The following is a 12,919-nucleotide window of genomic DNA, read 5'->3' as shown; positions in this document are numbered from 1 at the left end:
TTTCATTGAGTATAAATCAAGCGACTTTATTCAAAAAGTGCTATAATAGAATTAGAAAATCGGAGGAAATATTATGAAGCTTATCAATACGACAAACTCACACTCGCAACTTGTAAAAAGCCAGCTAGAAAGTACAGATGCAACCCTTGTTGAGGTTTACTCAGCAGGAAATACTGATGTTATTTTTACCCAAGCTCCGCTTCACTATGAAATCCTCATCTCAAACAAACACCGTGCTATTCGTGAGCCTGAAATCGAAACCATTCAAGAATTTTTCTTGAAACGTAAAATTGATAAGGACTCTATTGATGAAGCCAATATCAAGACACTCTACTCAGAGAAATTGATTGGAATTTCAATCCCAATCAAATAAAGAAGTTAAGTAAAAACTCGATTTGAGAGAAAGTCCAATAAGTCTTTCCATAATAAAACGCATAGTAGCAAGAGTTTCTACACCCGCTATTATGCGTTTTTATCATTTTGAATCCTTTTGCTCACGATATTACTATAGAAAAAGATTTGATTCTGCTCCTCACACAATCAAATCTTTTTCTTTTATTAAAAACGAATCGTTTCACGTGTTTTCTCATATGAGATAACAAAGCGGTTGGTTACACCAGGCTCTGCCACTTCTAATGCTTGAGAAATCTTGTCAAATGAAGCGTGATAATCAAATTCTTTTTCAAAAATATCTAAAGCTTCGTTAAATGCTTCTTGAATGCGTTCATCAAATGAGCGATAGCGGTTAGAATATTGCAAGAGTTGCTCTGTCAAGGTTGCATACTGTACAATATTATAAGTTTCCGTTTCTAAAGCTTCCATATCATTCGTTGCAATTTCAAGAACTCGGGTAACAGATTCAATGTTAATCATTTTCTGTTCTAACTCAACCATTAAATCCTCGGTATTATTGCTTGCCGTAAAGAATAACTTCAAGAAAGTTTGTGGAATACCTGGCAGATTGCGTTTTTCCATGTATCGCTTGATAGTATGGAGACGATTGACATAAACATTGGCCTTTTGACGTGCATTGATATCATCTTTCTCAATTTGTGTCAGGCGCTCACTAACTGAAATTTGCTCATCTTCAATATCTTTTAGTTGAGTTTGTAAATCTTCAAGATTTTCTTCAAGAACTGAATAAGCTTGGGTTGGTTCTTCTTGATTTGAAGTTACCTCAACAATAGCTGCCTCAAAACTCTCTAATTCTGTCTGAATACGACGAACATGGCTTGCAGCTGTCTCAGGAAGTAAATAGGTCTTGCTCAAACGTGCAATATCTTCTCCCAATAAAGTATTATTCTCTTTCATATGTTGAAGGTAAGTTGGAAGAGTTGCAAGTAGATTTTCCACTACTTTCTGAGCAGCAATTTCTCGAGTAAAAATATCATACAAGGCATTGATTTCCTCTTGTGCCTGTCCATTCTCATACTCGGCATTGTCCAACTCCAACTGACGAATATTCTCTTGGTTTTTCTTGAATACTTCATAAAGTAAGTGGAAACGCGCTTCAATATCCGTTTCAACAAAATGATAATTAGCATCTAAGAGCTTACGATAACCATCTTCTAAATCTTCTAGTTGATCTGGTAGCTCTTTAGATAATGTTGTTACAATTGCTGGTATACGATCAACAATATGTGTCAAAGCCAATATATGATTTTCAGCATTATCCAAAATCACAGCAGCTTCTACTGGGTCACCCGATGAATTCAAGGTTACAAATTGTGAAAATTCAGATTGGATATTTTCTAATTGTTTTTCAATTTCATCCAAGGCTTGACCATACTGTTCTGAATTTTCAGCAACTCTATGCTGAAGTTCCTCAAATAAATCCAAAGCATGAAGAACACGACCACTATTTTTAGATTCTTGCTTCTCTAAGTCTGCCAAAGCATTGCGAATTTCAGCAATATCTTCTTCAATCAAAGTAATTTGACTCTCAATTTGGTCAATTTGATGACTGGCCTTGAGAAAACGAAATGAATGGTTATAGCCTTCTGCTTCAAAGAGATTATTTTCAATATCGGCAAAAGAGTTGAGAGATAAATCGACCCATTTTTGATTCCATTCACGGAAAGCCACTTGACTTTGTCCAATCAAGTGCATATTTTTTACAGCTTCTACTTCATCATTTACTGGAAGATTGTATAGTTCTTCTTTTCTTTCTTCTAGCGCCTCTAATCTTCCCTCGTTTCGCTTACGTAGAAAGATCGCCACTACATAAGCCAGAACTAAAACGACTGCAATTGCAACCATTAAATAAATTAGTTGTCCATTAGACATATCAAACTCCTTTTTTACTTGAAACAATCGTAATGATTATATCATATTTTTTAGACCAAGGGAACTACTTCTCCCGATTTTTTAGACATCAAGTGTACTATAGACGGCATTTTCTTCGATAAACTCACGACGAGGTTCTACTCGATCCCCCATCAACATGTCAAAGATTTTATCTGCTTCTGCAGCATCGTCCACAGAAACTCTAGCCATCAAGCGATGTTCGGGATCCATGGTTGTTTCCCACAACTGATGATCATCCATTTCACCTAGCCCCTTATAACGCTGAATAGTCGGTTTGGTACGACCTTCACTATAACGGGCTAAAGCTTCTTGGAGTTTGATTTCTTGATCTGCACCCGGCTGAATATATTCTTTAATCTCGCTTCCAACCTTGACACCATAGATTGGTGGTTGGGCAATATAAACATAACCAGCTTCTAGGATTGGTTTCATATAACGATAAATCAAGGTCAAAAGAAGGGTACGAATGTGGGCTCCATCGACATCGGCATCGGTCATCAAAACGAGTTTTTGGTAACGGGCTTTCGAAACATCAAATTCTGCGCCAAATCCTGTTCCCATGGCTGTGAAAAGACTACGAATTTCTTCGTTAGCAAGAATCTTATCCATGCTAGCTTTTTCAACGTTCAAAATTTTACCGCGAATTGGAAGGATAGCCTGAAACTCACGGTTACGACCAGATTTAGCTGATCCACCAGCTGAATCTCCTTCAACGATGAAGAGTTCTGTTTCAGCAGGATTGTTAGAAGAACAGTCTGCTAGTTTCCCTGGAAGGTTGGAAATTTCCAAACCAGATTTTTTACGAGTGACTTCACGCGCACGCTTGGCAGCCACACGAGCTTTGGCAGCCAAAATCCCTTTTTCCACGATACGCTTGGCAATCTGTGGATTTTCCATGAGGAAATCGGAGAAGGCTTCACTGAAGAGGCGATTGGTAATCTTGACCACTTCGCTATTTCCCAACTTAGTCTTAGTTTGTCCTTCAAACTGTGGATTTGGGTGTTTAACCGAGATAACTGCAGTTAATCCTTCGCGGACATCTTCCCCAGTTAAATTATCTTCATTGTCTTTCAGTAACTTATTCTTACGAGCATAATCGTTGATAACACGTGTCAAGGCTGTACGGAAACCTTGTTCATGCGTTCCACCTTCATGGGTATGAATATTATTGGCGAAACTCATGACATTTTCATGGTAACCCGTTGTGTACTGCATGGCTACTTCAACTGTGATATCATCCATCTCACCATCTGTGTAAATTGGTGTATCAAAGATTACATCCTTGTTCTCGTTGATATATTCAACATAACTAGCAATCCCACCTTCATAATGGTAATGTTTGGTTTGTTCCAAACCTTCGCGCTTATCAGTGATAGAAATTTGAAGACCGCGATTTAGAAAGGCCAACTCTTGAATGCGTTTATTTAATTTATCGAAATCAAAGGTTGTTGTTTCGGTGAAGATTTCTGGGTCCGGTGTGAAGTGAACAGTTGTTCCTGTTTTATCCGTATCTCCAACTACTTCAAGATCTGCGACAACATGACCACGACGGTATTCTTGGTAATGAATCTTACCATTTTTGTGGACATGAACGTCTAATTGAGTTGAAAGGGCGTTAACTACTGACGACCCCACTCCGTGAAGACCACCTGAGACCTTATATCCGCCACCGCCAAACTTTCCTCCAGCATGAAGAACAGTAAAGACAGTCTCAACGGCAGGTCGACCTGTTTTTTCCTGAATATCGACGGGGATACCACGCCCATCATCAACAACTGTAATCGAATCATCGGGCTCAATAAAGACTTGAATATGGCTGGCAAATCCTGCCAAGGCCTCGTCAATTGAGTTATCAACAATTTCCCAGACTAGATGGTGAAGACCTTCTTTTGAGGTTGATCCAATGTACATCCCTGGACGCATACGAACAGCCTCTAAGCCCTCTAAAACTTGAATTTGACTGGCATCATAATCCTGTGCCTGCAGATTTTTGATTTCTTCTGTCATCTTATTCCTTTTTCTTATATGTCTAATACTTGTCTTAAATTCACGATACTGGTAAACAAGTGGGTATCCAGTCCAGCAGCTTGACCTGCTTCGATATCAATCGGTCGATCACCAATGACAAGACCAGAGCCAATCTGATATTTTTCTCTTAAATAAATCATAGACTCAGGATTTGGCTTTCTCTTAAAACCTGAGCTAGAAGTCACCACTTCTGTAAAATAAGCTACTATAGAGGTTTTTTCTAAAATTTCCAAGACCTGATCATTTCGATGAGAGACCAAAAAATGACGGCCACCTTGATTTGAGATATCTTTCAATAAATCAGCAACTCCATCAAACAAAATCGGATGTTCTAGTTCTCTGGCTTCATTTTCCTTGTACTTTTCTAAAAAATGCTCTAAGTTGGGAGCGAATGTCTCAATCGCAAAATCAGTAGAAACCTTTAAAGCTTGATAGACACTGTCATGGTCTTGTGTGATACCATACAGTGCCAATGTTTCAACAAATGCAGCTGTTGAAGTTTCGTAATTATCCAGTAAAGTTCCACCTAAATCCCAGATATAATCGTGATATTTCATACCCTTCATTATAGCATTTTTTTATGAAAAAAGCGATGATTTCCCTGAGTTTTCCACATAAAAAAACGAGAGTTTGACTCCCGTTTTACTGATTTTTACCAAAGACATCTCGATAGAGCATTCCTGTTCGTAAACTCTCTGCATCTCCTCCTAATTGCTCCACCAACTCATAGGCAAAGGCAAGGGCTGTAGAGGGACCTCGACTGGTTGTCAAGTGACCATCTACCACTACTGTTTCCTTGACGTAGTGACCATCAAGGATTTGCTCTTGAACACCGTCATAACAAGTGTATTCCTTGTTTTTCAATAGCCCTGCTTGATTGAGCGCAATTGGCGCCGCACAAATGGCTGCTAATTTTTTTCCTTCTTGCTCGAAGTTTTGCAATTCTTGCATCAGGGCCTGATTGTCACGCAAATGTGCAGAACCAGGCATTCCGCCAGGAAGGACAATCATATCATAGTCTGATAAATCTCCATCAAAGACACGATCTGCTCTTACTTGGATTGCATGCGAACCCGTTACTTGCTTTTCAAAACCAACCATATCACAAGTAATATTTGCTCGACGCAAGACATCCACAACTGTCAAAGCTTCAATTTCTTCAAAGCCCTGAGCCAACATAACTGCTACTTTTACCATGATTTTCTCCTTATTTGATTTGTTTTAATACAACCTTTTTCCGCTTGAATCGGACTTTTCCACTCTTTTCTTCAGCTAGATTAGTCTGGTAACTCATCGATAAAAGCAAGCCAACACCAATCAAATTACTGATAATAGCCGATCCTCCTTGCGAAATAAAAGGCAAGGGAATCCCAGTCAAAGGAAGCAAGCCCGTCACAGCGCCGATATTTTCAAAGATGTGGAAGAGCAACATCATAATCAAACCTGTAGAAATATAGGTGTAGAACTGGTTATTTGATTTAAGAGTAATCTTCAACATACGGTAAATCAGCATGAGGTAAAGGGCGATAACAAGGACAGAGCCAATAAAGCCAAAATCTTCTGCAATGACTGTGAAAATCATATCCGACTCACGAACTGGAATAAGCAGATTAGAAGCATTAAACCCTTGTCCAAATAAGCCACCGCTTCCAATGGCAATCTGTCCTTGAGCCTGCTGGTAAGTCGTTGTTTGGGCAAACTCAAAGGGATTGAGCCAAGCCAAAATCCGATTGATTTGGTAGGTCGGCATTCCAATCTGGTGAAGAAAAGCTCGTCCGTCCTTGCTAATAAAGATGGCTAAGAAACCAGCAACTCCTGTTACAGCAGTCACAAATACTGGGATAATAATTTTCCAAGAAACCCCTGATAATAAAACGATTCCTGAGAAAATGGCTACAAAAACCAAAGCCGTCCCCAAGTCACTTTGAAGTGCTAAAAGAACTAGGACTGGAATGGTAAAGACAATCATCCAAAAAATTAATAAAAAGTCCAGCGGAACTGTGCGTCTCCATTCCTTATGTTTCTTTGTAAATTGAACAATCACACGAGCCAACATGAGAATATAGGATATCTTCATAAATTCTGACGGTTGGAATAGGGTAATTCCATTTATTGATACCCAGTTTTTGGCACCCGTTGATGCAACTAGGCTTGGATTATAAAAGACGATCGGCAAGACCATGAGTCCCAAACCTAACATATATAGAAAAGGGGTCACTTTCCAAAGAAATTCTGTATTAAAGAGCATGACGATAAAACCAATCACAAGCCCCAAGGCAATCCAGGCGACCTGCTGCCCTAAAATGGGCAGAATATTATTTGGATAATCATGACTAACAGCTATATAGATAGCCACCACGCCAATAACCAGTAGAAAAAATACTGGCAAGAGCAAACTATAATCGACTCTAGAGTCGAGAGAACGTTTCATATACACTAACCTTATACTTTCATACAATACTATTTATCAAAGTTCATTTAAAAATCTATCAATAGCCTCATTAACTTCAGATTGAGCAATCGTTGTAATACTCGCTTCTTTTGCTAGAGAAGTCACTATTTGCTTGCCGTATCGTTTTCCGACAATTCTTCTATCCAGAATGAGGGTTAAGGAACGTTGATGTTCACGTCTCATACTTCTTCCCAAAGCCTGTTTTAAACGAATAATAGCCATTGGCAATTGATAATCATAAAAGGCATTTTCCCCTTCTTGAATTAGTTCCTGATTAATCTTTTTCGTCAAAGGCTCTTGGGGATTTTGGAAAGGAAGTCTCGGTACAACTTGAATCACAAAAGGATGGCTTGAAAAATCGACTCCCTCCCAGAAACTTGCTGCACCAAGCAGGATTTGTTGTTCACCTTTTTCAAAACGTTTCTTCAGTTGATGAACATCGCCATTTTTATACTGGGCCAGATGGCTAACTGGAAGTAAATCCGATACTGCTAGAAGCATGTCTTTGGCAGTAAATAGAACTAAAATCGGTTGCTGGAAAGCTTGAAGATCCATCAGCAAATCAGCTACCTCTTTGGCATAGACTTCTAAGGAAGTTTCAGTCACCAGGGGAAAATCTTCGACCAAGACTACTTCTTGATCCTGCTTTCTACGAGATTCAATCTTGATAAATTTGGCTTCGGGATAGCCTAACAGGTCTGCCAAAGAAACTCTTTGACTAATCTCAAGAGTGGCTGATACTCCCAAGACTTGACATGAATCAGGCACTAAAGAAGATAGAAGAATACGGCCTGATTTCGTAGAAGAAATCTGAATTTTCTTTTGACTCGTTTCAGTTGCTTCAAGCCAGTAATCTCGGTCAGCTGTAAAATAGCGGACCAGTTCCCCAAAGCCTTCTACCTCTAATTCTGAAAAATACTGGTGGAGATTGGCAAGAGAATCTAAGATATTTTTCCTAGATTTGCCAGACTGAAATTGTTCTATCAAGTAGAAACACTCAAAGCGAATACTTTCTAGTATTCGTTGCTGGACCTTATTTTGCTCCTCCAGTAAAGCCTTATCAATCAAATCGACAATAGACTGGATATCGTAGGTCTCTTGAAGCAGATTTTCTAGAGCTAACAAAATCTTTTGAACTTCATCAATAATCAATAAACGGTCACTGACAAATTCAGGATTATCTTCAAGTCTGGTTACAAGATAGGCATGATTGGTCACTAAAAGCTTGCAAGTTTGTGCCCTTTCTTGACTACGTTTCCAAAAATCTTCCGTCACAAATAAGCTTTGAGATGATAAATTTCCGTCATGACGAAGGTCTGTTAGAAAATGTTGGTAACGGTAGAGTTGCCCGATTTCATCCAAATCTCCTGTCTCTGTCTCAGTCAGCCAGACCAAGAGTTGCATTTTAAAGCGTCTAAATAAGCGATTTTCATCATTTTCCTGCAAGGAACGATAAAAGGCATCCAACTTCAGATAATTGTGTGGTCCCTTTAAACTATGAATATCTATATGGAACACTTCCTTGAGACGTTTAGCTTCTTCTTCCATGATTTGATTTTGAAGAATCTTTGTCGGAACACTAAGAACAATTTGTCGCTCTTTGGTTTGAGATAAAGCAGGTAAGAGGTAGCCATAGGTTTTCCCAATCCCAGTCGGCGCTTGAATTAATGAGACAGGCTCATCTTTCAATAGCAAGCCAACCTCTTTAGCAAAACTTTCTTGCGCCTCCCTCACTTCAAGGTTCAACAGAGAAATATTCTTAGAAAAATCTTGGGATAGTTTTCGTGACTCCAGAGGAGCTGCAATTTTCTTGAAATACAGTCCTTGAACTTGGACCAAGTCTGGAGAAGTCAGGATAGATTGACTGCGATAAATTTCTTCAATAACAAGATAGGACTCGTATAAGAGAGCGTCAGCCATTTTCAACAAACGTTCCAAGAGACCTTTAGGAAGCTGGGCCATCTTTTCTCGTAGAAAAAGGAGTAATTCTGCAGTAGCTTGGGCATCTGAAAGGGCTGTGTGGGCATGCTTTAGAGGAATTCCTAATTCTCGACACAAAATAGGCAAACTATATTTTTCCAGTTCTGGGAAAAATACCTGAGCCAATTCGACCGTATCAACACGAGGATTTCTTAACTCATAGCCTTCAAAAAACAAGTTTTCCGCCAAAAGATTAGCATCAAACTGAACATTATGGGCTACAAAAATCCCATCCTCCACCAAGTCAAAGATTTTTCTGGCAACTTGCGAAAAATCAGGTGCTTGCGCCAGACGTTGGTCAGTTAGCCCTGTCAATTCTTTAATATGAGCATCCAAGGGTTCATGGGGATTGACATCCGTCGTATAGTGATCGACGATTTTTCCGTCCTCAATCACGACAATTCCCACTTGGATAATTTTAGCCTTACTACCTGTGCTAGTTGCCTCTAAATCCACCACAACATAGCGATTACCAATCGTTTTCATTATAAAAAATTATACCAAAAAAAGGGCCATTTGGCACCTGCAAACATGGGATAATTTTCAAACTCAAGAAGGTTACTTGTATTAAAATTCCCAGTAAACAGAGCATCCTAGCTTACTGATTTGTTGAAAATGGTGAAGAAATACGAAAAATTGAGAGAAGAAATATTTGCATCTTCCTTCTCTCAACGAATCATTTACTTTATTTAACCATGTCAGGATCGTAATCATAAAATCCTGTATCAAGGAAACGGTTTTTAGGGTGAAGTTTACGAACTTCTTCATCCAGCAAGAAGGCTTGGTCATGGCTAAAGTTGTCCTCTTGAATCAAGCTACGCGCTTGGATAAAGAGTTTTGCAATCTCAACAAAGTTCTGACCAGGTGTATAGAGACCTTCTAATTTCCAGTGAGTAAAGCCATGCTCCACCAATTCTGTTAATTTGGTCATCAAATCAAGGTCATTGTTGGCAAAGATGTGGGTCCCATGATTGTCTTCAAAAATGGAATAGTGGCTCTCAGGATCACTTGGCTCAGCCAAAAAAAGGTCACGTTTACGCGTCTTTTCATCATCGATATGCGTAAAGTTATAGTAGTTTTGCAAAAGTGGACGTTTAGAATGATGGATGACACTGGCACCGTAAACCAAAACTTCAGCAGGAATTTCCAAAATCTCTGGCATTTTGAAAAGTTCAGCTGATGGAATTTCACGCGCCAAAACAGCCTCAGATGCGCCAGCCTTTTGTCCCCAGAAGTTAATCTGACGACTGCTAGTTACCATAGTCGAAGCATCGTAGATGGTCTTAAATGAATAACCATCGCGGTTGACTACGTAAAAGACACCTGCATCCCCAATCGTAATGTAGTCTGTCTTGATTTCTTCCAAAAAGTCTAAGAAAGGCTTGATACGGTCCATCATATCTTGGTGCATGAGGGCGTTAACCGCAACAATCAATTCCTTACCAGCATCATGAACCAGATTAGCGATTTCACGCAATTGGTCATAACTAAAGGTTGTTGGCAGACGAAGGCCAAAATCTTTCTCACCGACATAGATACGGTCTACGCCAGCTTCGAGCAGTTGTTCAACTTGTTCAATACTTTCAGCAGTTGCTGTAATGATAATCTTTTCCATAAGAAAAATTATACCATATTTCTCAAAAATCAGCTATTCTTTGAAAATGAAAAGGTACTTTATTCTTTTTGTAACCTTTCTGTAATAATTCTCTGCTGAAAAAATGATAAAATAGGTATGTACTGTTAAGGAGAGAATCATGCCCGTAAGAAAATTACAATCCTATGAGGTAGACTATCAAGAAGAATTAAACCAGCAACTTCCTCATTATCAAGCTTATGCACCTGAAGCACAAGCTGATAGCAATCTCAAAGAAATTTTATTTTTTGTCAATATCGCTGTTTTTTGTATCTGCATTGCCATCTTTAGTTTTATCTTTTTATCATTAAAATTAACAACTGTGCTCGCCTTACCTGCAGCAATAGTATCCAGCTTACTTGTTTTAAAAATCCAACGCTCTATTATCAAACGAAAACTTAAAAAATAAACATATCGCCCCATCCGGAGCGATATGTTTATTTTTTCTTTTTAGATGGTGTGTGGATGGCAATCTTCACTTCAAAGATTGTTCCCTTTGGCTTATTATCTTTAACAGTAATGGTTCCTTTTAAGGCATCTACAATTTGCTTGGCTAGGGATAATCCTAAACCAAAACCACCTTTTTGGCGCGTTCTAGCCTTATCAACTCGATAAAAGCGGTCAAAAATTTTCTTCTTATCTTCTGTCGAAATACCGACTCCATTATCAGAAACCAGTAAATACAGATTGCGATCGGTCGCTGAGATAAGAAAATCAATTTCACCATCCTCTTCAGTATACTTGACGGCATTATCGAAGAGAATCGTCATCAACTGCTTCAAGAGAAGCTGGTCTGTGACAATCGTTCGATGGATGCGATTTTCAAAACGGAAGACACGATCATTTTCCGAAGCAATCATCTCATAGTTTGTGAAAGTCGTATTGAAAAAACTGGTTGGAACTTCTGCAAGTTCCGGCTTAATCCCATCATCTCTACGAGCTAAATTCAACAAGTTCGTCGTCAAAAACCGCATATTTCGAACTTCTTCCAAACTCGATGCAATGCTTTCACTCACATCCATAATGGTTGCTTCTGGCTTACGGAAAAGGGTCTCTAAGCGATTTTGCAAAACTGCAAGTGGAGTTCGTAACTCATGACTGGCATTTTCCACAAAGGACTGTTGCTTCTGCATGCTCTCAAGAAGAGGACGAACACTGACCCTAGCTAGATAGAGACTGGCAAGCAAAGACAAAATCCAGAAACTTGCCATCACAACGACAATCAATTGCTCATGCTTTTGACTGGCCTGCTCTAACTGACTGGTATTTATCAAGACAGCGGCATACTTGATATTGGTTGAAACCGAACTGATATTCGTTTCCATTAATATCATACGATAGATTTCTTCCTGCCCATAGCTATTAAAAACCTGAATCTGGTAGATATGGCCTAGTTCTTTCTTTTCTAGCTTAATCTTATCCAAGCCCAAAAATCGATTTCCAGAAAGAAGTTGAGTAAAGTTCTTATCAAAAAGAATGACTTCTGTGTTGGAACTGACATTGGGTTTTATCTCAGTCTTGCTAGTATCTGTAGCGGCATTTTCTAAATCTTTAATCTCTTCTGTTGCCCTATTTACTGCCAGCTGAATAACTGCCTGAGGATTTTCACTCAGTCCGTGGAGCTTATCATCCACTGAAGTATAAAGACTCGAATGCATGACCTGCAAAATAATCAGAGTCATTGTCGAGAAAATCAAGGTAAAGACACCAAAGTTGCGGATAAAATAACTAAAGTCATCCGCATACCATGTTTTTTTTAGTTTACTGAACATCTTTTAAAATATACCCAACACTGCGCAAGGTTTGCAAATTCTCTGCAAAAGTGGTTCCTTTTAATTTCTTACGGACTTTTGAAACATAAACTTCGACAACTGAAATCGTTGTGTCACTATCAAATCCCCATAGACGATCAAAAATCTGCGTCTTAGGCAAAATAACATTTTGATTTTGAAGGAAATAAACCAGTAAATCGAACTCTTTCCCCAGCAATTCGACAGTAGTATCTTCAACCTTAACGGTATTGGTTGATAAATTGATGAGAATATCTCCATAAGATAGCGTATTTTCATTAAACTTGCCTGAACGTTTGAGAAGGGCTTGAATCCGCATTTTGAGTTCTTCTAGGTAGAAAGGCTTGGTCAGATAATCATCCGCTCCCAGTTCAAATCCATGTCCCTTATCATCCAAACTTTCCTTGGCAGTCATGATCAGAACTGGTGTCGTAATTCCCTTTTCACGCAATTCTTTCAAGACTTGGAAGCCATTTTTTTCAGGTAACATCAAATCGAGCAAAATCAAGTCATAGACACCACTTTCAGCTTCGTAGAGACCTTCTTCCCCATCAAATACCTGCATGACATCCGCAAAATCGTCTAAAAAGTCAAATACTGAATTTGACAGGCCTAGGTCATCCTCAACTAATAAGATTTTTATCATGAGAAACTCCTCCTTATTAAAACCATTATACCAAATTTGCCTTAAAAAAAACTCAACTCTCTGCATTTTATACTCAATGAAAA

The 12,919-nt window shown here is 38.8% G+C and carries 11 protein-coding genes; 2 read left to right on the top strand and 9 right to left on the bottom strand.

Annotation, left to right across the window (positions count from 1 at the left end):
• Positions 1-73: 73 nt before the first annotated feature.
• Positions 74-373: a DUF1827 family protein gene (locus HT730_RS05025; RefSeq protein ID WP_000767194.1), complete on the top strand. Its 300-nt coding sequence runs from the start codon at positions 74-76 to the stop codon at positions 371-373.
• A gap of 185 nt (positions 374-558) precedes the next feature.
• On the opposite strand, the gene ezrA is transcribed toward HT730_RS05025, so the two are convergent.
• The 7 genes from ezrA to HT730_RS04990 all read right to left on the bottom strand — a co-directional run bounded on the left by ezrA (position 559) and on the right by HT730_RS04990 (position 10,382).
• Entirely contained in the window at positions 559-2,286 is a 1,728-nt protein-coding gene (ezrA, locus tag HT730_RS05020; protein ID WP_173306992.1) for a septation ring formation regulator EzrA, read from the bottom strand.
• 81 nt (positions 2,287-2,367) lie between these two features.
• On the bottom strand, positions 2,368-4,314 hold the full coding sequence (gyrB, locus tag HT730_RS05015) for a DNA topoisomerase (ATP-hydrolyzing) subunit B (protein WP_173306991.1): 1,947 nt from the start codon (positions 4,312-4,314) through the stop codon (positions 2,368-2,370).
• Positions 4,315-4,328: 14 nt separating this feature from the next.
• Positions 4,329-4,892, bottom strand: coding sequence for an HAD family hydrolase (locus HT730_RS05010; RefSeq protein ID WP_173306990.1), 564 nt, complete (start codon positions 4,890-4,892; stop codon positions 4,329-4,331).
• A gap of 85 nt (positions 4,893-4,977) precedes the next feature.
• Positions 4,978-5,532, bottom strand: a complete 555-nt coding sequence (locus HT730_RS05005; RefSeq protein ID WP_173306989.1) for a DJ-1 family glyoxalase III — start codon at positions 5,530-5,532, stop codon at positions 4,978-4,980.
• Between the two features lie 10 nt (positions 5,533-5,542).
• Entirely contained in the window at positions 5,543-6,766 is a 1,224-nt protein-coding gene (locus tag HT730_RS05000) for an FtsW/RodA/SpoVE family cell cycle protein (protein ID WP_173306988.1), read from the bottom strand.
• A 36-nt stretch (positions 6,767-6,802) separates the two neighbouring features.
• Entirely contained in the window at positions 6,803-9,253 is a 2,451-nt protein-coding gene (locus HT730_RS04995; protein ID WP_173306987.1) for a bifunctional DnaQ family exonuclease/ATP-dependent helicase, read from the bottom strand.
• A 199-nt stretch (positions 9,254-9,452) separates the two neighbouring features.
• Positions 9,453-10,382, bottom strand: a complete 930-nt coding sequence (locus HT730_RS04990; protein WP_173306986.1) for a peptidase U32 family protein — start codon at positions 10,380-10,382, stop codon at positions 9,453-9,455.
• 139 nt (positions 10,383-10,521) lie between these two features.
• Between HT730_RS04990 and HT730_RS04985 the strand changes: the two genes are divergently transcribed.
• Positions 10,522-10,809 (top strand): DUF3270 domain-containing protein, encoded by a 288-nt coding sequence (locus HT730_RS04985; RefSeq protein WP_057487219.1) that lies wholly within the window; start codon positions 10,522-10,524, stop codon positions 10,807-10,809.
• 28 nt (positions 10,810-10,837) lie between these two features.
• Here the strand turns inward: HT730_RS04985 and ciaH are convergent, their stop codons facing one another.
• Together ciaH and ciaR are read right to left on the bottom strand one after the other, a co-directional pair.
• Entirely contained in the window at positions 10,838-12,172 is a 1,335-nt protein-coding gene (ciaH, locus tag HT730_RS04980; RefSeq protein ID WP_173275991.1) for a two-component system sensor histidine kinase CiaH, read from the bottom strand.
• Positions 12,162-12,836 carry a two-component system response regulator CiaR gene (ciaR, locus tag HT730_RS04975; protein ID WP_000590628.1) on the bottom strand — a complete coding sequence of 225 codons (675 nt, stop codon included), beginning with the start codon at positions 12,834-12,836 and terminating at the stop codon, positions 12,162-12,164. Before ciaR ends, ciaH begins: the two co-directional genes overlap by 11 nt.
• Positions 12,837-12,919: the final 83 nt, after the last annotated feature.

The organism is Streptococcus sp. k-628, from assembly GCF_013277475.1.
Lineage (GTDB): Bacteria > Bacillota > Bacilli > Lactobacillales > Streptococcaceae > Streptococcus.
Note: the sequence above shows the minus strand (reverse complement) of the source record. Positions and strands in the feature narration are given on the sequence as shown.